Annotated in this window: 21 protein-coding genes and 1 tRNA gene; 12 read left to right on the forward strand and 10 right to left on the reverse strand. The window is 50.8% G+C overall.

Annotation, left to right across the window (positions count from 1 at the left end; all coding sequences use genetic code 11):
- Window positions 1-117 precede the first annotated feature (117 nt).
- On the forward strand, window positions 118-306 hold the full coding sequence (locus FEE96_RS20550; protein ID WP_138165005.1) for a hypothetical protein: 189 nt from the start codon (window positions 118-120) through the stop codon (window positions 304-306).
- A 20-nt stretch (window positions 307-326) separates the two neighbouring features.
- Here FEE96_RS20550 and FEE96_RS20555 read toward each other — a convergent pair whose 3' ends face one another.
- The 3 genes from FEE96_RS20555 to FEE96_RS20565 all read right to left on the reverse strand — a co-directional run bounded on the left by FEE96_RS20555 (window position 327) and on the right by FEE96_RS20565 (window position 3290).
- Window positions 327-1043, reverse strand: coding sequence for an RlmE family RNA methyltransferase (locus tag FEE96_RS20555; protein ID WP_138165006.1), 717 nt, complete (start codon window positions 1041-1043; stop codon window positions 327-329).
- A gap of 99 nt (window positions 1044-1142) precedes the next feature.
- Window positions 1143-1805, reverse strand: coding sequence for a winged helix-turn-helix transcriptional regulator (locus FEE96_RS20560; protein WP_138165007.1), 663 nt, complete (start codon window positions 1803-1805; stop codon window positions 1143-1145).
- A 372-nt stretch (window positions 1806-2177) separates the two neighbouring features.
- A complete protein-coding gene (locus FEE96_RS20565) occupies window positions 2178-3290 on the reverse strand; it encodes a Ppx/GppA phosphatase family protein (protein ID WP_138165008.1) in 1113 nt (370 codons plus the stop codon).
- A 289-nt stretch (window positions 3291-3579) separates the two neighbouring features.
- On the opposite strand from FEE96_RS20565, the gene FEE96_RS20570 reads away from it, so the two are divergent.
- The 6 genes from FEE96_RS20570 (at window position 3580) to FEE96_RS20595 (ending at window position 9962) form a co-directional block, all read left to right on the forward strand.
- Window positions 3580-3876 (forward strand): virulence factor, encoded by a 297-nt coding sequence (locus tag FEE96_RS20570; RefSeq protein ID WP_138165009.1) that lies wholly within the window; start codon window positions 3580-3582, stop codon window positions 3874-3876.
- A 26-nt stretch (window positions 3877-3902) separates the two neighbouring features.
- Window positions 3903-4829, forward strand: a complete 927-nt coding sequence (locus FEE96_RS20575; protein ID WP_138165010.1) for a methylenetetrahydrofolate reductase — start codon at window positions 3903-3905, stop codon at window positions 4827-4829.
- A gap of 9 nt (window positions 4830-4838) precedes the next feature.
- Window positions 4839-5891 (forward strand): dihydropteroate synthase, encoded by a 1053-nt coding sequence (locus FEE96_RS20580; RefSeq protein WP_138165011.1) that lies wholly within the window; start codon window positions 4839-4841, stop codon window positions 5889-5891.
- Between the two features lie 190 nt (window positions 5892-6081).
- The gene (locus FEE96_RS20585; RefSeq protein WP_138165012.1) at window positions 6082-8271 is read left to right on the forward strand and encodes a thiamine pyrophosphate-dependent enzyme; all 2190 of its coding nucleotides are present in this window, start codon (window positions 6082-6084) and stop codon (window positions 8269-8271) included.
- Window positions 8268-9317, forward strand: a complete 1050-nt coding sequence (locus tag FEE96_RS20590) for an ACP S-malonyltransferase (protein ID WP_138165013.1) — start codon at window positions 8268-8270, stop codon at window positions 9315-9317. Before FEE96_RS20585 ends, FEE96_RS20590 begins: the two co-directional genes overlap by 4 nt.
- Before the next feature lie 330 nt (window positions 9318-9647).
- Window positions 9648-9962, forward strand: coding sequence for a DUF3307 domain-containing protein (locus FEE96_RS20595; protein ID WP_245227019.1), 315 nt, complete (start codon window positions 9648-9650; stop codon window positions 9960-9962).
- A gap of 90 nt (window positions 9963-10052) precedes the next feature.
- Here FEE96_RS20595 and FEE96_RS20600 read toward each other — a convergent pair.
- Window positions 10053-10129: transfer RNA gene (locus FEE96_RS20600), tRNA-Arg, on the reverse strand.
- A gap of 171 nt (window positions 10130-10300) precedes the next feature.
- The gene (mepK, locus tag FEE96_RS20605; protein WP_138165015.1) at window positions 10301-10870 is read right to left on the reverse strand and encodes a peptidoglycan L,D-endopeptidase MepK; all 570 of its coding nucleotides are present in this window, start codon (window positions 10868-10870) and stop codon (window positions 10301-10303) included.
- A gap of 361 nt (window positions 10871-11231) precedes the next feature.
- Between mepK and FEE96_RS20610 the strand changes: the two genes are divergently transcribed.
- The 4 genes from FEE96_RS20610 to FEE96_RS20625 are packed head-to-tail and all read left to right on the forward strand — an operon-like array spanning window position 11232 to window position 15507.
- The gene (locus tag FEE96_RS20610; protein WP_138165065.1) at window positions 11232-12854 is read left to right on the forward strand and encodes a L,D-transpeptidase family protein; all 1623 of its coding nucleotides are present in this window, start codon (window positions 11232-11234) and stop codon (window positions 12852-12854) included.
- 39 nt (window positions 12855-12893) lie between these two features.
- Window positions 12894-13967 (forward strand): UDP-3-O-(3-hydroxymyristoyl)glucosamine N-acyltransferase, encoded by a 1074-nt coding sequence (locus FEE96_RS20615; protein ID WP_138165016.1) that lies wholly within the window; start codon window positions 12894-12896, stop codon window positions 13965-13967.
- Between the two features lie 48 nt (window positions 13968-14015).
- On the forward strand, window positions 14016-14270 hold the full coding sequence (locus tag FEE96_RS20620; RefSeq protein WP_138165017.1) for an acyl carrier protein: 255 nt from the start codon (window positions 14016-14018) through the stop codon (window positions 14268-14270).
- A gap of 28 nt (window positions 14271-14298) precedes the next feature.
- Window positions 14299-15507, forward strand: a complete 1209-nt coding sequence (locus FEE96_RS20625) for a beta-ketoacyl-[acyl-carrier-protein] synthase family protein (RefSeq protein ID WP_138165018.1) — start codon at window positions 14299-14301, stop codon at window positions 15505-15507.
- A gap of 68 nt (window positions 15508-15575) precedes the next feature.
- Here FEE96_RS20625 and FEE96_RS20630 read toward each other — a convergent pair whose 3' ends face one another.
- Window positions 15576-16205 carry an invasion associated locus B family protein gene (locus tag FEE96_RS20630; RefSeq protein WP_138165019.1) on the reverse strand — a complete coding sequence of 210 codons (630 nt, stop codon included), beginning with the start codon at window positions 16203-16205 and terminating at the stop codon, window positions 15576-15578.
- A 476-nt stretch (window positions 16206-16681) separates the two neighbouring features.
- Between FEE96_RS20630 and FEE96_RS20635 the strand changes: the two genes are divergently transcribed.
- The gene (locus tag FEE96_RS20635; protein ID WP_138165020.1) at window positions 16682-18223 is read left to right on the forward strand and encodes a helicase HerA-like domain-containing protein; all 1542 of its coding nucleotides are present in this window, start codon (window positions 16682-16684) and stop codon (window positions 18221-18223) included.
- Between the two features lie 93 nt (window positions 18224-18316).
- On the opposite strand, the gene FEE96_RS20640 is transcribed toward FEE96_RS20635, so the two are convergent.
- From FEE96_RS20640 to FEE96_RS20655, 4 genes are read right to left on the reverse strand one after another with little or no spacing between them, the layout of a single operon-like run.
- Window positions 18317-19639, reverse strand: a complete 1323-nt coding sequence (locus tag FEE96_RS20640; RefSeq protein ID WP_138165021.1) for a branched-chain amino acid ABC transporter permease — start codon at window positions 19637-19639, stop codon at window positions 18317-18319.
- Window positions 19636-20646: a branched-chain amino acid ABC transporter permease gene (locus FEE96_RS20645; RefSeq protein WP_138165022.1), complete on the reverse strand. Its 1011-nt coding sequence runs from the start codon at window positions 20644-20646 to the stop codon at window positions 19636-19638. Before FEE96_RS20645 ends, FEE96_RS20640 begins: the two co-directional genes overlap by 4 nt.
- Before the next feature lie 2 nt (window positions 20647-20648).
- Complete coding sequence (locus FEE96_RS20650; protein WP_138165023.1) at window positions 20649-21482, reverse strand: ABC transporter ATP-binding protein; 834 nt, start codon at window positions 21480-21482, stop codon at window positions 20649-20651.
- Window positions 21479-22267, reverse strand: a complete 789-nt coding sequence (locus FEE96_RS20655) for an ABC transporter ATP-binding protein (RefSeq protein ID WP_138165024.1) — start codon at window positions 22265-22267, stop codon at window positions 21479-21481. Before FEE96_RS20655 ends, FEE96_RS20650 begins: the two co-directional genes overlap by 4 nt.
- Window positions 22268-22287 lie beyond the last annotated feature (20 nt).

Genomic DNA, 22287 nt, shown 5'->3' on the forward strand with positions numbered 1-22287 from the left:
CTATGGCACTTGACGAAAAGTGGCCAAATTGCCTTATTTCGGCCATTTGCCCGGCTTAGTTGTTAGCTAGCCATTAACCATAGCATGGATCATTTGGTGACCGGTTAGAGGGTTTCGATGACAAAATTGGGTAAAAAAATTCGCCACTCGCAACTGTTTGAAATGCTGCGTCAAAAAAATGCGTCAGACCAGGTCAATCGACGCCTTCAAGTCTCTCGCCGCAGTGACGGCGAGGGTAAAGATACACTGATGCTACGCACTATGGCTGAGCGTTCGCTAATTGTACCGTCAAACGGGCGTGTTTAGGGGATTTGGCTTGATTAACGTCAACCTCTAAAGCCCATTGCAACAACGAATTTCTCTGAACTGTCCGAGCGAGACGCAGGTGGTTTCATGTTCATCACTTTCGTGAATTTTTGCTTTAGAAGTTTCTGAAGTTCACCTTCGGCACCGCCGGCAAGAACTTTGGCGACAAAAGTACCGCCTTCTTCAAGAACATCGAATGAGAAATAGGCTGCAGCTTCGCAAAGAGATATGATCCTTAAGTGGTCAGTCTGTTTGTGACCGCAACTGGCCGCAGCCATATCTGACATCACTACATCAGCCTTACTACCGAGCCATTCTTTAACCTGAATGTCAGCACCATCATCCATAAAGTCGAGCTGATACAACTCTGCACCGGCCAAACTCTCCATTTCCTGAAGATCGACGCCCAAAATTGTGCCGACTGCCTTCCCCTTTTTTTCACCCAGAGCATTGATGCGTTTGACCGCAACCTGACACCAACCTCCAGGCGCACACCCAAGATCGACTACACGCGCGCCAGGGACTAGAAAGCGATATTTATCATCGACTTCCATGATTTTGTAGGCTGCACGCCCGCGGTAGCCCTCGAGCTTGGCGCGCTTAACATATGGGTCATTCAACTGTCGCTGCAGCCAGCGGCTCGAACTCAGTGTGCGGCCGCGTGCTGTTTTGACCTTTACCTTGAGGTCGCGTTGACCGCGTCCAGAGGTATTCTTGCCAGTTGGTGTTTTAGCCATCACATAGATCCGTTTCATTCCGCCAGTCGGTTCAGAACTTGAAACCATCAGCGTGTTACATGCCGATTTAGGGTAACATGAGCCAAAGGAAAAGGGGCATTAACCCTGCAGCTGCTCCAGCGCCGCCGTCATCAGGGCCATGAACTCGAATTCCTTGCCTTTCGTGTGAACCTTGAATTCGCATTCTTCAGCAGCAAATTTTTCAAATGTGATCTTCCCATCGGTCAAAGCCACCATCGCATCGTACGAAGTTTTTTGCTCCAGGTCAGGGTTCGTCGCAGCTTGATAAGTCAATTCTGCTTGACCAGAATTGGCGATGAGTAAAAAATTTTCTCCATCAACCAATATGGACACTTCTAAGCGAGTATTTGAAGTGACCGCGCGCTGACAGGCGGTTCCTAAGGTTGCTGCAAGTGTTCGTAGATTACCAGGGCGGGAGACCTCACCTTGCAGCGGAAACTGCCTTCCAAACTGCGCAAGCTCAAACAATAGGCTGCTTGTGCGCATTCCGGTTTGAGTAAGTTGATACAGAACTGCACCATGTTTTTCTTGAGTCTTTTCGATCAGGTCATCGCTTGTCATTTTGGTCAGGCGGTCGGTCAATAGGTTCGCAGCAATTCCAGTTAACCCCTTTTGTAGTTCTGTAAACCGTCCTGGGCCAGCGTGGAGGTCGCGTAAAATTAGTAAAGTCCATCGATCGCCAACGCGGTCCAGTGCGCGGGCAATTGGGCAACCTAATTTATAAGTCCGAGTTTTTGCCACTTAGCATCCCTCAAAACTGTCTGCTTTAAAAACTAAAGCGTGTGGTTCGGTTTTTAAAGCAAAATGCTGGAAAAGTCGCCACTCTTGTACTTTGTTGTTGTGGGCTTGGAGGTTAGTATCCTTGTTTTCAAAGGTTTTAGGGAGTGAGTGGGCCAAGTGTTTGAAGAGGCTTATGCAGAAATGGGGAGGGCGGACCGATGATATTTGGAATGCTGAATAAGAAAAATGCGAGGCAAAGAGCTTGTAAACAAAGCTATTTGGCCGCACCTAATGAGTCGTTTGTCTCACAGCAATCGACCGCATGTATTTGACTTATACGCGAAATTTGCCGGAATGTGGAGCCAACATCTACGCTTTCGAAGTGTTGAATTCCTAAAACGGACCATCGTCCAAAACACCTGCCGCGCTCATCTGGGCATAAAGCAAACCTTCGCGTAAGCCGCGGTCCGCAACAGACAACCGATCAGTTGGCCAGCAACGCAACAAGGCTTGCAGGATGGCTGAACCAGACATGATCAGGGCCTGTCTGTCTTCGCCAATGCGTGGATCTTGGCGCCGCCCCATGGGTCCAAGGTCCAGGTACCCACGGATAACTTTGTCAATCTGATCACTGGTCATCCGCAATCCGTCTACCTTGGTGCGGTCGTATCGTTTTAGCCCGAGATGTGAGGCTGCAACAGTAGTAACTGTACCGGACGTTCCAACAATTTGAAATCCTGCCCGAGCTTGCACATCCTTATAGGGGGCGAAATCAGCCAGATTTTCTTCAAAAAACCAACTCATCAACGCAAAGCGAGCGCCGTCGTCTTCGACATCGTTAAACTGATCGCGCAGAGTGGCCACACCTAAAGGAACCGAGATCCAGTCAACAACTTTGGCCGCAGGAAACAGGCTGTCGGTTGTCCGGAACCCATTGTGAAGGCGCATAATGGCGGCAGACCGGTCGCGACGAGGAACCGATGAAATGTCAATCCACACCAATTCGGTCGACCCGCCGCCGATATCAACCACCAACAATTGTTCCGTTTGGGTCGAAACCAGTGGCGCACAGGAAATAACAGCCAGTCGCGCCTCTTCTTCGGGCTGAATGATTTCCAATGTCAGCCCGGTCTCGCGCCGAACCTGACGAATGAACTCTCGAGAGTTTTTAGCCCGGCGGCAGGCTTCAGTGGCAACCAGCCGCATGTGGGTGACGCGGTTTCGTTTCAGTTTTTGTTGGCAGATGCGCAGCGCCTGAACGGTACGCGCCATTGAAGACCGTGACAATCGTCCGGTCCGCTCCAACCCGGCGCCGAGCTGCACCGATTTGGAGAAACTGTCCACTACATGAAAGCCGCTGCCCTTGGGTTGGGCAATCAGCATCCGGCAGCTATTTGTACCCAGATCCAACGCTGCATACAGCGCATCAGGATTGGGTCGGGCTGGCACAGGTGGCTCTACCGCCTTGGGGAACGCGCCCGCACCATTAGAACGCTTGGGCGCCATGAGTCACGCCCTCCGATTATCGTGTTACATCCGACAATAGGTGCGCAGGCTGGCACACGCAAGACGCTGTGACGCTCTGTCTGACATCTGCTTGAATTCGCTCCCGTCAAATTCATAAACCAGATGAAAATTATGAGGGTGCAGGGTTGTAGCCTTCAATGAAGCAAAATTGTAATTTCCTGATATTGAAAACGTCGCTCAGAACCCCCGGTTTGTCGAAATTCGACCTACGCGCATCCCATAGGCGCACTAAACCAAAGGTATCAGAGCTATCTGGAAGGAAGCAGCAATGCCTGAGGTCACCATCGTTTACTGGCGCGATATTCCGGCGCAGGTTATTGTCGGAAAGGGTCGTCGTGGCTCTAAGCGCCAATTGGAGGAACGGTTCGAGCAAGCGATCGACCGTGCAGCCATGAGGGTGAACGCAAAAGACGCCGATGCCTACCTGGCAGAATGGCGCAAAGCGGCATCCTATACTGTTGAAGGTGACGCTGCCGAAATTGTTGTTTCCGAGGCCGAACGGCTCGAAGCTGAATATGATCAGGATCTTCTTAAGACACTGATTCAGAATGACGGATGGGCCTAGGCTCGACACGACTATGGGAGGCCGTGATGGCTTTGTTGAACTTTAAAAAACGTGACGCCGCTGGTGTTCAGCCCGTCAACCCTCAGGTTGAAGCATTCTTGCAGGGATATTCGATTGAGGTGATGCCGCGCACCGCATCTAAGATCGAGGATTTTCGAGACCTGTTGCCCGAAGACACCCGAGTCTATGTTGCCCATATCGAAGGCACCCCAATTGTAGATATGGTTGCGACAGCCAAGAAATTGAATGATCAGGGTTTCCCTGTGATGCCTCATTTTCCGGCCCGTATCATTCAAGATCATGCGATGCTTGCTGACTGGATCGCACGGTACCAGGGTGAGGCAGACGTCAAACAAGCTCTGTTGCTTGCCGGTGGCGTCAAAGATCCACATGGAAATTTTGAAAGCTCGTTGCAATTGCTGGAAACTGGGCTGTTCGATAAGGCCGGATTTAGCAGCTTGCATGTCGCGGGTCACCCAGAGGGAAATCGGGATATCGATCCCGATGGATCTGACAAGAACGTTGTCGAAGCTCTTAAATGGAAACAGAAATTCTCTGAACGTACCGACGCAAAAATGGCGCTTGCAACGCAGTTTGCATTTGAAGCCGATCCAATAATTGAATGGGCTGATGCGTTGAGCGATGCAGGCATTGATATTCCTATCCACATTGGTATTGCTGGACCGGCCAAGCTTCAGACGTTGATTAAATTTGCCATTGCCTGTGGTGTCGGACCTTCGTTGAAGGTACTCCAGAAACGTGCAATGGATGTAACCAAGTTGCTGCTGCCATATGAACCAACTGATGTGATTACTAAGTTGGCGGCGCACAAAGCTGCAAACCCAGATTTCAACATCACCAATGTGCATTTCTTCCCGTTGGGCGGGATCAAAACCAATGCCAATTGGGCGATCAACAATGGCGGCGCTTCGGCGAAGCCGGTCAACTCCTAAGGATCAATAATGACCCGTACCGTCGTAGAATCAAAAACAAAAACCGCAACGCTGGGCTTTGATGAGCCGTTCTGCGTCATTGGTGAACGTATCAACCCCACGGGGCGAAAAAAATTGGCGGCCGAGTTGGAAGCGGGGGATTTTTCAACTGTTGAGAAAGACGCTTTGGCACAGGTTTTGGCCGGTGCTAACATTCTGGATATCAACGCTGGCGTTGTCTACAACTCGAACCCAAACCCAAACGAGACTGAGCCACCGCTTATGGCTAAGATCGTTAATATGGTTCAGGGTTTGGTCGATATACCATTGTGTATTGATAGTTCCGTTCCAGGTGCGCTTGAGGCTGGACTTGCAGCTGCTGAGGGGCGACCACTTCTTAACTCAGTCACCGGTGAAGAAGATCGGTTGGAATTGGTGCTACCACTTGTCAAAAAATACAATGTTCCTGTGGTGGCAATCTCTAACGATGATACAGGTATTTCCGAAGATCCCGACGTTCGTTTTGCAGTAGCCAAAAAGATCGTCGAACGTGCCGCTGACTTTGGTATCCCAGCACATGACATCGTCGTTGACCCATTGGTTATGCCGATTGGCGCAATGGGAACCGCTGGCCTGCAGGTATTTGCATTGGTGCGTCGACTACGTGAAGAGCTCGGCGTAAATACCACATGTGGCGCATCAAACATCTCGTTTGGTCTGCCTAATCGGCATGGTATCAACAATGCCTTTTTGCCGATGGCCATGGGGGCGGGCATGACCAGTGCCATTATGAACCCTGTTGCCTTGCCTGCTACACAGAAGAAGATTGCTGAGAAAAAGGCAATTGTAGAAGCTGCTGGCATCATCCTACCTGAAGGCATGGAGGACGAAGCTTTTGTTACCATGTTTGGCCTTGGGTCGACCAAAGCACGTTCAGGAAGCGAAATGGAGGCGATACGTGCTGCCAACTTCCTGACCAACAATGATCCACATGGCGGAGAGTGGATCAGGTCTAACAAAGCTCCAGAAGCCGAAGGCGAGGGGCGTGGCCGTCGAGGCGGTGGTCGTCGCCGTCGAGGGTAACATGGGAATGCAAACATGAATTTGGCCGGTCATACCTCTGACCGGCCTTTTTATTGTCAATCTGGGTGAGTTGGTTTGGAGGCTCGGTGTTATTCGCTTTACTCATACTTTCACGATTTTATTTCATTGGATTTTCCGCTTAAGTTGACCGATACGCAGTAGCGGAGTTGACCTGAATTGAGGATTTCAAATGGATCGCGCTCAGATTGTTGACGGTAATTTTCGCCACCGGGTGGGGGTAAATGATTTACCGGAAGGTCATGCACCATCGGCCTCTCTGACAGCCTCTGAGGCAGTCGCTATTTACCGCGCGCAATGTGTTAGTCGGGCGCTGGACTTAACCAGTCGTCAAATGCAGAAAAACGGGCAGGGGTTCTATACGATTGGATCTAGCGGCCATGAAGGAATGGCGGCGGTGGCCCATGCCTTGCGCCCCAGCGATATGGCGTTTCTTCATTATCGCGATGCCGCGTTTCAGATCGCCCGCGCGGGGCAGGTTCCCGGTCAAACCATCGCCTGGGATATGTTGCTATCTTTTGCCTGTTCCAGCGATGACCCCACATCAGGTGGGCGTCACAAGGTGTTGGGTTCAAAAGACCTTATGATCCCGCCGCAAACATCAACCATTGCCAGCCACCTTCCCAAGGCCTTGGGCACAGCATACTCAATTGGGGCTGCACGTCGTCATCCTCCCGAACATCAGAAACTGCCGGACGATTCAATTGTTATGTGCTCTTTCGGTGATGCATCTGCCAACCATTCTACTGCTCAAGGTGCCATCAATACAGCTGGCTGGACGTCGGTACAGTCAGTGCCGCTGCCACTGCTATTTGTCTGTGAAGATAATGGGATTGGGATATCCACCAAAACGCCGATGGGCTGGATAGAGTCTTCTATGGCCCACCGTCCAGGTATCAAATACTTCAAGGCGAACGGCCTTGATTTATTTGAAACACATAGCGTCGTGGCCGAAGCTGCTGAATATGTACGTTGTCACCGTAAACCCGCCTTTTTACATCTTAGAACCGTTCGGCTCTATGGTCACGCGGGCGCAGATGTGCCGACAACATATCTTAGCAAAGCTGAAGTGGAGGCGGATGAAGCCAATGACCCTCTTTTGCATTCGGTCCGTTTGTTGCGAGATACCAACTCGTTATCGCCACAACTTGCACTAAATATTTATCAGGAAACGCTTGCGCGTGTAGAGCGCATTGCAGCAGAAGTTGTCGAGCGACCACATTTGAAAACAGCTTCGGAGGTGGCGCGTAGTTTAGTCCCACCAGTACGCTCTTGCAAAACAACTAACGGGCCAAGTGATGACATGCGCGCGGCAGCCTTTGGCAGCGATTTGAAAGCACTTGCTGATCCGCAGCCAATGAGCCGATTGATCAATTGGGCGCTTACCGATCTCATGTTGGAGCACCCTGACGTGGTGATGATGGGGGAAGACGTTGGCCGTAAGGGTGGTGTATATGGGGTCACACAGAAACTGCACAACAGGTTTGGCCCGGATCGCGTTATCGATACGCTTTTGGATGAGCAATCCATTCTTGGGTTAGCCATAGGAATGGGACACAATGGTTTTGTTCCAATCCCGGAAATCCAATTTTTGGCATATCTTCACAATGCTGAAGACCAAATCCGGGGCGAAGCAGCTACTTTACCGTTTTTCTCGGACGGTCAGTTTACAAATCCTATGGTGCTTCGGATTGCTGGACTGGGCTATCAGAAGGGCTTTGGCGGCCATTTTCACAACGACAATTCGCTAGCAGTTCTTCGTGATATTCCGGGTGTAATTATTGCTTGTCCGTCTGATGGGGCCGAGGCGGCGATGATGTTGAGGGAATGCGTTCGGCTGGCACGACAAGAACAACGGGTCGTGGTGTTCGTAGAACCGATCGCACTTTATCCGATGCGTGATCTGCATTCGGCCAAAGATGGGGGGTGGATGCAAACCTATCCTCCAGTTGGCCAAAGTATTGTGTTGGGAGAGGTCGGTATTCATGGCGACGGCCATGATCTGGCTATCGTCACATACGGAAATGGGCGGTACCTGTCGACCCAAGCACGGGTGGAGTTGGAGGCTAAGGGATACAACGTTCGTATAATTGATATGCGATGGCTCGCGCCTTTACCTGCTGAGGCGCTTTTGGCAGCCACAAAAGGGTGTAAACGCGTTCTGATCGTCGATGAATGCCGCAGTACAGGCAGCCAATCTGAGGCACTGATGACATTGTTTTCAGAACATACGGAGATAGAAACGGCCCGCCATGTTGCCGGTGATTGCTTCATTGCCACGGGGCCGGCCTATGCCGCCAGTCTGCCGTCAAAAGAAAGCATTACCAATGCGGCCCTTGATTTACTCGGAGATGTACGATGACACGTACCGCAGTTCTAATTTGCCCTGGACGTGGTACATATAACAAAACTGAGCTGGGCTATCTTAATCGCTATCACGCTGATAAGGCTGAATTGCTTTCGGGTTTTGACCAATTGCGAGGCCTTGGAGGACAGGATCCGGTCATCGAACTTGATCGTGCTGCCAAATTTTCAATGGCTAAATATTCACGAGGTGATGTCGCTTCGCCGTTGATCTATGCAAGCGCTGTTGCGGATGCACAATCTTTATCGGACGATATTGAAGTTGTGGCAGTTACTGGCAACTCAATGGGGTGGTACATCGCGCTCGCCGTTGCCGGTGCGCTTGCTTCAAACGATGGATTTCATGTGGTGAATACCATGGGCACGCTGATGCAACAGCACCTTATTGGTGGTCAGTTGGTTTATCCATTTGTGGACGAAAATTGGTTGCCTAAACCACATCTGAAGGATGAGCTACTAGCACTAATAGCAAGAATTAATGGAGAAAATGGACAGACCCTTTCGCTGTCAATTGATTTGGGGGGTATGTTGGTTTTGGCCGGTAATGAGGCGGGATTGCAAGGTTTTGAGCAGGCTGTACCTGTCCTGCAGGAGCGGTTTCCAATGCGGCTGCCAAACCATGCAGCGTTTCATACCCATCTACAGACCCCCGTTGCAGAATTGGGTCGTCAACTACTGCCAGAAAGCTTGTTTTGTCAGCCTAATGTTGCGTTGATCGATGGACGTGGCCAAACATGGTGGCCAGGGGCCTGTGATACCCAAGTTTTATGGGACTACACTTTGGGACAACAAGTTGTGCAGCCCTACAATTTCACCCTTGCAGTTCAGGCTGCTGCCCAGGAGTTTGCTCCCGATCTCTTCATTGTCACAGGACCGGGCACGACTCTCGGCGGCGCTGTTGCGCAATCTTTGGTCTTGGGGGGATGGCAGAACATGGCGTCAAAACATGATTTCAAATCACGTCAGGCCGACAGGTCGACGTTAATATCAATGGGAGATCCGGAGCAACGTAATTGGGTGACATCTTGTGATAACATTGAGTGATGCGATATCATATCAGTCATACATTGGTATTCTGAATCCGCACGGAGTTAGCTGGCAACAGCTCTCCTGTACGCCAAACTATAAACGCATCGCCTGGTAAGCTCTTGCATGTCGCTTCAATTTCGCCGTGGAAAAAAGTTGCGCGACGTCCTTGTTCTAGAGCTCTCGCCATAGTCCGATTCTGCCAAAACGAGTTGACGTGAGTATTGAGCACTTTGTCAGCTACTCGCTAGCTGCCTGCGCCAAAGTGAACAAGGTTACAGAGGTAGAGCGTTGGCTTTGTTACGTTAGAGCTCTCTACGCACCAATATTTCAAAACTTGAGGTGAATATGGAAGTTCTGGCGCTGTTGATCTTTGCTCATGCGATGGCAGACTATCCTTTGCAAGGTGACTTTCTTGCTCGTGCAAAAAACCACACAGCCCCGATATGTGGCGTTCCATGGTACCATGCATTAGCTGCTCACTGTACAATTCACGCAGGGTTTGTCGGCATCATCACAGGTTCACTTGCGTTAGGGATTGCAGAATTCTTCATCCATGCAGCTACAGACTATGCCAAGTGTTCTGGACGGATTTCCTACAACACTGATCAAGCCATACATGTTGGTTGCAAGATATGTTGGGCTGTTCTGGTTGTCGCTTAAACTTGAAGCTGTCGTCAGTTCGATCGATCTGGCCAATACGTCAGAATCTACAAATCAAGAACTTCTGGATTATTTGAGAGTTGAAAGAAATGGCGCACCTGAGAGGATTCGAACCTCTGGCCTCTGCCTTCGGAGGGCAGCGCTCTATCCAGCTGAGCTACAGGTGCTTATTTCAACGGCGGTATAGCTGCGGAAGGTAGCAGCCGCAATGGCTAATTGTGGGTCGACGCCTATCAAACGCACCATTGATAGAAGTTACAGAAGCTCAGCAAACTAAATGCAAAAAACCCGCAAACCTTGCGCTTGCGGGGTGGGCGCATGGCCGAAACATTTATGGCTTAGCCATTCCAGCTGCGGACATTGCCGCAATCCATATGGACGAAATTGGAGCGGCGGTATTTACCGACTCCGCCAGCCTTACAAGCCTGAGCGGCCTGTGCCATTTGGTGGACTGAACGTGAAGCAAGCCGCAAGTCTGCAGCTTCGCCACGCATATGTAATGAGTTCTTAGCAACACCACGAGACCGGCGACGCAACATAGCGTTGGTCTGCGGGCTGCGATAACCCGAAAGCATCATGTAGGGTTCGTTTACATCAAGGAGGTTGTGCGATGCGGCCATAATATCAATTGTGCGGGGATCAATTTCTTTGACCAGATCGTTTCGCCAATCCCGCATGAAGTGGTTGATCTCTTTCATTGAATCTTTGATGTACTTGCCATCGATCCAATAGATCATGTCGATCCGCTCGCCTGTTCGGCCTGAATACATTCGAATTCGCCGAATGTCGCCTGCACCGCGCAGAAAACCTGCTGCCTTTGAGAAAGTTGGAGTTGCAACAAGAGTGGTTGCCGCAAAAGCACCCAGCAAGCTGCGTCGGGTGATACCCGAAGAATTGGTTTCTACCATAGTTACTGCGCCGTCCCGTACGCTATTCCTGCCTGCACTCGATGTTACGAGCGCTGTTTTCATCCATCCCCGGATGTAACATGTATGCCATAGGTCGATTCGTGTGCCAAGAAAGGATTGTCGCAACTTGTATCTATCTAGGATTTTCGGCGAATTTTTGCGCAAATTATGATGTTAACCAGACTTTTTTCCCCTTCATTCAACTTCTAGGGTTCTACGTTGAGACCACACTGCATCAGATAGGAATTCCAATCTAAAATGATGCAAATGTGAATGGACTTCTCCCCCTAGTATTTACCAAAGTTTCATATAGGCAGTGCCTTTAATCGATCTGTGAGCTGTTCAAGGACTTTATAATATGATGTGTATTCCCCGCGCTGAACTGGCGGCTAAACTAAAAGCAGGTGCTTTTGCTCTGGTCCTTGGTGGGCTGGCTGCGGGGACTGGTGTCGCACCTGCGTATGCGCAGGTTACCGCGTTCAAACAAGCAATTGCCGAGGCTGCTTCGGTCGACGATGCCGTGGCAGCGTTTTACCGTGAGAACAATTATCAGCCGATTTGGACCGGGGCCGACACAGAGGGCCAAGCACGTCGCGCAGCATTGCTAGAAGCACTTGGTAATGTGTCAGTACATGGCTTGCCAGACCGTTCTGTCGAAGTTGCCCGTCTGACTGAACAGATGAAAAATGCTCGAACGACTCGCGACGTTGGACTGGTCGAGGTCGCATTAAGCCGTGCACTGGTGGACTATGCTCGCGACGTTCAAACGGGACTTCTAGTCCCATCGCAGATTGACGATGGGATGGTGCGCGAAAAGCCGAGTGTTGACGGGACAACATATTTGGTCGGCATGCGGGATGAGCAGCCGATGTCCTTTATTCGCTCTCTTACACCTGCTTCGCCTCAGTACCGTGCTTTAATGAAAGAAAAACTGCGCCTCGAAGCTTTGCTACAGCAGGGCGGCTGGGGGCCCACTGTTCTAAACCGCAAACTGGAACCAGGCCAAAGCGGCGCGGATGTTGTTGCTCTTCGCGACAGGTTGATTGTCATGGGGTATCTGCAACGTAGTGCTACCCGAGACTACGATTTGGCGATGGAAAGTGCTGTTCAGCAATTTCAGTCAGATCATGGGTTGGAAGTTGACGGTGTCGCAGGAAAAGGCACGGTAGCGGAAATCAACAAATCCGTTCTGACCCGTTTGAAATCTGTGATTGTCGCGATGGAGCGTGAACGTTGGTTGCCGACTGACCGGGGTGAACGCCATGTCCTAGTCAACCAAACGGACTTTACGGCCAAAATTATTGACCACGGCAACGTCACATTTGAAACCCGTTCGGTGATTGGAAAGAACCAAGGTGATCGCCGCTCCCCTGAATTCTCTGATGTAATGGAGCATATGGTGATTAACCCGAGCTGGTATGTGCCGCGCTCGATTGTAACCAAAGAGTACCTTCCTCAGCTCAAACAGAACCCAAATGCAGCTGGCCACATGGAAATCACTGACAGCCGAGGTCGTAGAGTTGACCGCAGTGCGGTAGACTTTACGCAGTTTACTACAAGAAGCTTCCCTTTTGCGATGCGTCAGCCACCGAGCAGTCGAAATGCGTTGGGGCTGGTCAAATTCATGTTTCCGAACAAGTACAATATTTATCTGCATGACACTCCGGCTAAAAACCTGTTCTCGCGTGAAGTACGCGCCTATTCACATGGCTGTATCCGCTTGCAGCAACCCTTTGATTTTGCTTATGCATTGCTTGCACGTCAAACCGAAGACCCCAAGGCGTTTTTCCATCGCGTTCTGAACAGCGGTAAAGAGACAAAAGTGGAGCTTGATAAAAAGGTTCCTGTTCACATCATTTACCGGACTGCAGTTGTGTCGGCTAAAGGTCGGGCTGAATACCGCCGTGATGTTTATGGTCGTGATGCAAAAGTTTGGAATGCGCTTGAACGGGCAGGGGTGGTGTTAAGCGGCGTTCAGGGGTAATCCTCAGGCCCAATACCAAATCGCCGGGAAGGGCCTGAAATGTATACCATTCGCCAGATAGCAGAGGCACTGGGCTCAGAAGCACAGGGCGATCTGGATTTGATGATCTCCGGTGCTGCCGAGCCTAAGGATGCGGGGCCAAAAGACCTTGCGATGGCCATGTCTCCTAAATATGGTGACGCACTGGGGCAAGGATCAGCATTGGCGGCGCTTCTTTGGCCTGAAGCAGATTGGCAGTCGATGGGGCTCCGTGCAGCGATTTTTGCCCCTCGTCCACGTATGGCAATGGCAGGAGTGACTGCGACACTGGACCTGGGGCAGGGTTTTGGCGGCGGCATTCATCCAACCGCTGTTGTTGATCCCGCTGCGATCTTGGCCAGTGATGTGAGTGTTGGGCCGTTATCCATTATCAGCGCAGGCGCTAAGATCGGCGCCGGAACTGTGATCGGCCCACATTGCTTTGTCGGGGTTGATGTGGTGATCGGCGAGGCTGGTTTCCTGCGCGAAATGGTGTCAATTGGCGCGAGAGCGACGATCGGAGATCGGTTTATCGCACAACCCGGCGCCCGTGTTGGTAGTGACGGATTTTCGTTTGTGACACCTGAAACCTCAGCGGTTGAAAATGTTCGGAAATCATTGGCGGATCAAGGGGATGCCGAGGCGCAAACTTGGTTGAGAATACATTCGTTAGGTGCGGTATCTATCGGTGATAATGTTGAAATTGGAGCCAATTGCACAATTGATAATGGAACCATTCGCAATACTGTTATCGGGAATGGTAGCAAGCTCGACAACCAAGTTCACATCGGTCACAACACTCGTGTCGGAAAGGACTGCCTGATCTGTGGCCAAACTGGAGTGTCGGGGTCGGTGGATATTGGAGACAATGTGGTGCTAGCGGGACAATGCGGTGTGAACGACAATATCTTTATAGGCAATGGAGTTGTAGCTGGCGGCGGGACCAAAATCATCTCAAATGTCCCAGCTGGGCGGGTGATAATGGGGTATCCGGCTGTTAAAATGGACACGCATACCGAAATGTATAAGTCGCAGCGACGGTTACCACGCATTATGCGCGACATTGATGCGCTGAAAAAGGCTGTTTTCAAATAGCAGGCAAGCGGCTAGTTCATCATTACCGCAATCGATCAGAGAACAGATATGAGCATACAGAAAAAGGTTTTTGCCATCATCGCCGAACAAGCGGTTCTAGAACCCTCTGATGTCTCGCTCATCAGCACGTTGGAGGAACTTGGAATTGATAGTATGGGGGTGGTAGAATGCATCTTCGCTATCGAAGAAGAGTTTGACATTACCGTACCGTTTAATGCCAATGAACCCGCGAAAAGCGACTTCGATATTACAAATGTTGGTTCTATCGTTGCAGGCATTGAAAAGCTGATTTCTAAGAAATAACAACGACCTGTGAGCAGAGACTATTTCCATGAAACGCGTTGTCATCACTGGGGCTGGTACGATAAATGCACTAGGGCATTCGGTTCCAGCTACGCTGAAAGCGATGAGCGAGGGCCTGTGCGGCATTGGTGCGCTTGAGTTTCGTGACGTCGATCGTTTGATGATTAAGATCGGCGGTCAGGTACGCGGTTTTGAAACAGAGGGCCGGTTCAATCGGCAGCAGATGAGCCTTTATGACCGGTTCACGCAATTCACCCTAATTGCTGCCAGTGAGGCGGTGGAGCAGTCTGGCCTTGAATTTACCGGTGAGCTCGCCGCCAAATCCGGTGTTGTGCTGGGCACTGCTGGCGGCGGTGTTTCGACTTGGGATGATAACTACCGTTCAGTCTATGAAGATGGAAAGAACCGGGTACATCCTTTTGTTGTGCCAAAGCTAATGAACAATGCCGCCGCCAGCCATGTTTCAATGCAGCATAACCTGAAGGGCCCAAGTTTCACCGTTTCAACGGCATGCGCGTCTTCCAACCATGCTATGGCGCAGGCCTTTCAGATGGTTCGTACAGGTATGGCACCTGCTATGGTCACCGGTGGATCTGAATCCATGTTGTGTTTTGGAGGGGTCAAAGCCTGGGAAGGGTTGCGTGTGATGTCAAAAGACGCCTGCCGCCCATTTAGTGCAAATCGTAACGGGATGGTCCAAGGTGAAGGTGCAGGAATTTTTGTGTTTGAAGAGTTTGATCATGCCCGTTCACGCGGGGCTGATATTTTGTGTGAAGTGATTGGGTTTGCAATGTCATCAGATGCTGCTGATATTGTAATGCCAAGCAAGCAAGGAGCGGCTAGGGCCATTTCTGGAGCGCTGACAGATGCTGGTATAAATACCGATGACGTTGGCTATATTAATGCCCACGGAACTGGCACTGCTGCAAATGACAAAACTGAATGCGCAGCAGTTGCGGATGTGTTTGGGCCACACGCAGATCAATTGATGATTTCGTCTACCAAATCAATGCACGGTCACCTGATAGGTGGTACTGGCGCTGTAGAATTGTTGGCCTGTATTATGGCTCTTCGAGATGGCGTGGTTGCGCCAACAATTGGCTATCAGGAACCCGATCCGGAATGTGCACTTGATGTGGTTCCGAACGAGGCTCGCGAGGTGCAGGTCAAGGTTGCTCTTAGTAATGCTTTTGCATTTGGTGGATTGAACGCTGTGCTGGCGCTTCGGCAGATCTGATCATCCGTCAAAGAAAAAACCGCCACTCAGAATGGAGCGGCGGATTCTAAGACAAGTTCCAGTTGAGTTTACTGCTCAACAACATCTACGATATTGTAGCCGGCGGTAAATCCTTTCAACGACATTTTCATTTCAATGATCTGGTCTGGGGCAGGTGCTGGTCGCAGCGACAAAGTCGCTTCGCCACCCTTCTTTAAGGCAGTGATATCTGATTGAGTTAGCCCAATCTGTGCTACACAACCTAATGGGCTACAAAAGGAGTAATTGTAGCGCTTGCCGGGTGCACCATCGATTGAGATTGTCAGTGCGGAAGGCAACAAAGTCTCCAATGGAACTATGACAGTGGCTGCAGCAACGGCTTGTCCACCTTGCTGACCGATCCGGAACATAGAAAACTCGGCCATAGGGTTGCCGTTAGAATCTTTTAGAATTTGCAACAATGAACAGGGGTCTGTTTCTTCTTCCGTCCGGACACAAGCGAGATCCCAATCACCAAATTTCTCTTTAGAATAACGGTCCCCAATTTGCGGGCCGGCATCAACGGGTTCACCAAGATCGAGCCCCTGATCTGCAACGGCTTCTGGTTGGGTTGCCTCAGTGTCTGCGGTGGTAGCAGCGGTGCTGCCTTCCTGTGCCGCCAGCGGGGCTGCGAGCGCAAGAATCGCTAACAATGAAAGCGGGGTCAGGGAATTGAACATGAAGGCCTCTTTTTTTCTGGACGTCCAAATAGGCTGTACCATGGGGTTAAAGCAGTGTCAGGTATTTATCCTTCGCTTCGGCGAGGAATTGTATGCTGATGCTGTTATGAAGTGAACGTGCTGGACCCAAAAATTAAAAAAGGGAACCATTACAGCTCCCTTTCTATTTTTTCTCCCCGTCGGACTGGCCGACTTATTTATTGGTTGTGACGTTACGAAAGGGGCAGCGTTCGGTCAACAGCTAGGTTCGAAAAAAGGTAGATGAGTTTGAAAACTGCTGAATTTTGTGCGAAATACGCTCTACTTCTCCAAGAGGCAAAAAAAATGACCGTGCCATGCGGCACGGTCCAGTCTGACAGGGAGGAATGCCCGCCAAACCCACCAAGATGGCAGCAGCGGACAATTGTTACTTTCGCACACAATGGTTAACTTTATGTGCAATATCAAAAAATAGAGAATTTGATCGGGAATCGAGCATGGAACAGACGGTATTTGTAGGTGGCGGAGCGGCCGGCTATAGCGTCAAACAGGGTTTAACTCTGAAATACGCAAATCGGCATGGCCTAGTCGCCGGGGCGACCGGAACAGGCAAAACAGTGACCCTACAGATTTTGGCTGAAGGGTTTTCCAGCGCAGGCGTTCCGGTAATTCTCTCTGATGTTAAAGGGGATCTTTCCGGGCTAGCGAAACCAGGTAGCTCCACTCATAAATTGCACCAGGCTTTTTCATCTCGTGCAGAAACTATTGGTTTTGATCAATTTTCCTATCATGCCTGCCCAGTAACGTTCTGGGATTTGTTTGGCGAACAGGGCCATCCGGTCCGCACAACAATCGCAGAAATGGGGCCATTGTTGTTGGCCCGTCTGCTTGAGCTGAGTGAAGCGCAGGAGGGGATTTTAAATATCGCTTTTCGATTGTCAGACAGCGAAGGCCTGCCGCTACTTGACCTCAAGGATTTGCAGGCGTTGTTGGTTTGGATTGGCGAGAACCGCGGTGAACTGTCCTTACGGTACGGAAACGTCTCGACGGCCTCGATCGGAGCCATTCAGCGACGGTTGCTGGTGTTGGAGAACCAAGGGGGCGACAAGTTGTTTGGTGAACCGGCTTTGGATCTTGCGGATCTGATGCGCTGTGATGAAAATGGAAAGGGTGTGGTCAATATCTTAGCTGCAGACAAGCTAATGGCTTCGCCAGGTCTCTATGCGACCTTTCTGTTATGGTTGCTGAGCGAATTATTTGAGGAATTGCCTGAGGTTGGTGATCCAGACAAACCAAAGCTGGTATTCTTTTTTGACGAAGCGCATCTGTTGTTTGATGACGCTCCCAAGGCCTTGGTTGACAAGGTTGAGCAGGTTGCTCGGTTGATCCGTTCCAAGGGGGTTGGGATCTACTTTATTACCCAAAATCCAGCTGATGTACCCGAAGATATTCTAGGCCAGCTTGGGAACCGAATTCAGCACGCTTTACGTGCCTTCACTGCGCGGGATCGCAAAAACCTGAAGCTTGCAGCCGAAACCTACCGTGAGAATCCTCGTTTTTCGACGGAAGAGGCAATCCGAGAAGTTGGTGTTGGTGAAGCCGTGACTTCTATGTTGATGAAAAAAGGCATTCCCGGCATTGTCGAACGTACGCTGATCCGTCCACCCAGTTCTCAACTTGGACCAATTAGCGCGGAAGAGCGCGAAGAAATCATGCGGCAATCCGATATGGCGGGTAAGTATGACAGCACGTTGGATCGGCGCTCCGCTTATGAAATTCTATCAAAACGCGCGCAGGCTGCGGCAACCGAAGCAGAGGTCGTTGAAGAAGAATCGCAGGAACTGCCCGTTAGGGAACGTGAATACCAATCCGCACGGCGTTTTAGTGGAAACCGGGTCAGCAGATCCTCGTCGCGTATGAACCGATCACGAGATACCTTTGGTTCTGCGATGAGCGAAGCCGTGATCAAGGAGCTGAAGGGCACCACGGGCCGCCGTCTTGTCCGCGGAATTCTGGGAAGCTTGTTTAAAGGACGTTGAATGTGAGGGCTCTAGGTTGAATGAAGCCCGCGCTTAGTACCAAAGTTCGCAGTAAAAAGAAACGCCGCCCCAAATTACCGGGGCGGCGCATTTTTATTTCTCAGGGATCAATCCGCGTGGGCTGAACCTGAGGACAAGTAACAATATCAAACCCATGGTGAACAATCGCATATGGGCGGTGCTGTCCAGCAGATGAAGTTTCAGGGCACTGTCTTCGGCCAATCCATAGGTGACGAAATTGATCAACCCGGCGCCCATTGGTTCGACCTTGATCCAGAAGAACCATATAAAGATACCGCCCAGTACCGCACCAAAGTTATTACCCGAACCCCCAACAACAACCATCACCCAGATTAAGAAGGTGAACCGCAGTGGGTTATAGGTGCCAGGTGTCAACTGACCATCCAGTGTGGTCATCATCGCACCGGCAACACCACAGATGGCAGAGCCCAATACAAAGATCTGCAAATGCCGACGGGTAACGTTTTTACCCATTGCTTCGGCAGCAACTTCGTTGTCACGGATTGCACGCATCATCCGGCCCCAAGGGCTTTTTAGACCCATCTGAGCCATCCACAACAATGCCAACAACACCACTGTAAACAACAAAGAATAGGTGATCTTAACGTAGAGGGTCGATGCAACTACCGGATCCAGACCGAGTGAAGCCGCTGTGTCCAGAAAACCGGGATCTTCCTGCAGAACAATTTCTTTGCGCATCGGGCGGGGTAGGCCAACAACATTTTTGACCCCACGCGACAGCCAGTCCTCGTTCTTCATGATCGCAATAATAATCTCAGCAATGCCAAGGGTAGCAATCGCAAGATAATCAGAGCGTAACCCCAGTGCGGTTTTACCAATCAACCAAGCGGCACCAGCTGCAAGTAGACCGCCGGCCGGCCAAGCCAGTAAGACTGGCAAACCAAGCCCGCCAAGACTGCCATACAGCGCTGGATTGATGGCCTCGACACCAGATACGGCAGGATCAAAAACAGCTCTATAGGCAAAGAAACCGGCGATCAAAAGCGCTGTAAGAGCGAGAACTCTCGGCTTTCCTTTTGTCATATTCTTGGTGATGAATACAGCAGCTACAACGGTAAGTGCGCCAAGAATTAGGGCCATGATGATGCCAATACCACCCTGGCTCCACGCACCCGGCGTTGGAGAGGAAGAGACCAGAACAACAGCAAGTCCACCAAGAGCAGTAAAGCCCATGATGCCGACGTTGAATAACCCGGCAAATCCCCATTGGAGGTTTACACCTAGGGCCATGATTGCTGAGACAAGCCCCATATTTAGGATTCCAAGGGCTGAGTTCCAAGAACCCGCGAAAATGCCAAAGCTGGTGGTACCATCCAAGATGATCAGCACCCCGACGAAGGCAAACATAAGGGAGTGTTTTACAGTCTCGCTCATACCGATTTTCCTTTGAAGAGGCCGGTGGGCTTGAACAGAAGGACGATCAAAAGGATCACGAAAGAGACGGCAAATTTGTAGTCCGTACTCAATAGTTGCACCAATCCGTCAGGTTCCAAATTTTCTGGCATCAGGTACCTGAGTATTTTCTTCCAGGCATAAGTGATTGAAACCTCAGAGAAAGCGATGACAAAACCGCCAGCGATGGCTCCGATTGGGTTCCCCAATCCACCTACAATTGCCGCTGCAAAGATGGGCAGTAGCAATTGGAAATAGGTGAAAGGTTTGAAGGATTTATCCAATCCATACAATACGCCGGCGATCGTTGCCAAGCCAGCCACGATCATCCAAGTGTACATCACAACGCGTTCTGGGTTGATGCCAGACAGCAGCGCCAAATCTTCGTTGTCGGAGTAGGCACGCATGGATTTACCCGTGCGGGTGCGGTTCAGGAACCAGAACAAGGCCGCCACAACCACAACAGCAGTGATGATAGTGATACCCTGGCTGGTTTTAAACGCTAGTCCTTCACGAAGACCGGTCATTGCTTTGAAATCACGTGCCGAAACGATGAAACGTTCACCATCTGAGAACCGTTGATCACCTGGGCCAATGATAAAACGCACCAAACCGTTCATCATGAACATCACACCAAGTGACACCATGACAAAAATCACCGGTTTGGCTTTTTGCTCGCGGTAGAACCGATAGACAACCCGGTCGGTGAACAACAACAGCGCCATACAGCCCAATATACCAAAAGGCAGAGCAAGTAGCGCGGTCGGCAGTGGACCAAGATTGATCCCCATAGATTGCATCCACCAGGTGACCAGAATGGTCACCATGGTACCAAAGGCCATTGTATCGCCGTGTGCAAAATTTGAGAACCGCAACACGGCGTAGATCATGGTAACCCCCAGCGCACCTAGCGCCAGCTGGCTGCCATAGGCGACCGCAGGGATCATTACATAGTTAGTAAGCGCCACAAGGGCGTTGAGCAGATCCATTATCAGCCTCCCAAAAACGATTTGCGGACTTCGGGATCAGCCAAAAGTTCCTTGCCCGTGCCGGTATAGGCATTGCGCCCTTGAACCAGAACATACCCTTTGTCTGCAATTTCAAGAGCTTGTCGGGCGTTCTGCTCCACCATCAAGATCGGAATTCCTGTGCGGGCAACTTCGATAATCCGGTCAAACAGTTCATCCATGACAATCGGCGAAACGCCTGCTGTTGGTTCATCCAGCATCAGCACCTTGGGCTGCGTCATCAGCGCACGACCTACTGCCACCTGTTGGCGCTGGCCGCCAGACAGCTCTCCGGCTGCTTGATTGCGCTTGTCCTTAAGGATGGGGAACAGGTGATATATCTGCTCCATTGTATTGCGGATGTCATCGGTGCGGATAAAAGCACCCATCTCCAGGTTTTCTTCAACCGTGAGAGAAGTGAAAATGTTGCTAGTTTGTGGTACAAAGCCCATGCCCTTAACCACACGGTCTTGTGGACTGAGATTGGTGATATCTTCACCATCCAACAGCACCTTGCCCGAGCGCACATTCAGCATTCCAAAGACGGCTTTCATCGCGGTGGATTTGCCGGCGCCATTTGGCCCTACGATCACTGCAATTTCGCCTGGGTTCACTGCAATTGTACACTCATGCAAAATATCCGGGCCCTTGCCGTATCCACCGGTCATGGTGTCGCCAACCAAAAACGGGCTGTCACCGATAACGGGTTTGACCTCGCCGCTGTGCTTTAGTCCGGGTTCTATAGTGCTCCGGCCCGACGTGCTGGTGATCGATGCGTCTTTGTTGCCGCGATCGTTTTGGTATGGATTGCCGCTCATGCTCCGGCCTCCAGTTTGTCTTTGTTTTTCAAACCTGTACCCAAGTAAGCTTCGATAACCTGTTCGTTGGCTTTGATCTCGTCCAGAGTACCCTGCGCCAAGACCTTACCCTCGGCCATACAGATCACCGGATCACACAAGCGACCAATGAATTCCATGTCGTGTTCAATCACGACAAAGGTATATCCGCGCTCTTCATTCAGCCGTTTGATAGCGTCAGCGATGGTATAAAGCAGTGTACGGTTCACACCGGCTCCAACTTCGTCCAAGAACACAATCTTGGCGTCGACCATCATTGTGCGGCCCAGTTCCAGCAGCTTTTTCTGCCCACCAGAGATCTGTCCGGCCTTGAGATCGGAGATGTGTTCAATGGTAAGGAATTCCATTACCTCATCAGCCTTAGCCCGCAGTGCGCGCTCTTCATCAGCAATCCGTTTGCGACCAAACCAAGTGTTCCACAAGGTCTCACCGGATTGCCCACCGGGTACCATCATCAGGTTTTCCCGACAGGTCATTGATGAAAACTCATGCGCGATCTGAAACGTTCTCAACAACCCTTTGTGAAACAATGTATGTGGCGGCAAACCGGTGATGTCCTCACCGTCCATTTTCACCCGCCCGGAGGTTGGTGGAAGAACGCCTGCGATTACATTGAAAAGAGTGGTTTTTCCGGCACCGTTTGGTCCAATTAGGCCAGTAATAGATCCCTTGGCAATTTCCAGTGTAGCACCGTCAACTGCGTGGAATCCCCCGAAATGCTTGTGTACGTCTTCGACGACGATCATTTCACTATTCCCCCAAACTG

This window comes from Parasedimentitalea maritima, assembly GCF_005771405.1.
GTDB lineage: Bacteria > Pseudomonadota > Alphaproteobacteria > Rhodobacterales > Rhodobacteraceae > Parasedimentitalea > Parasedimentitalea maritima.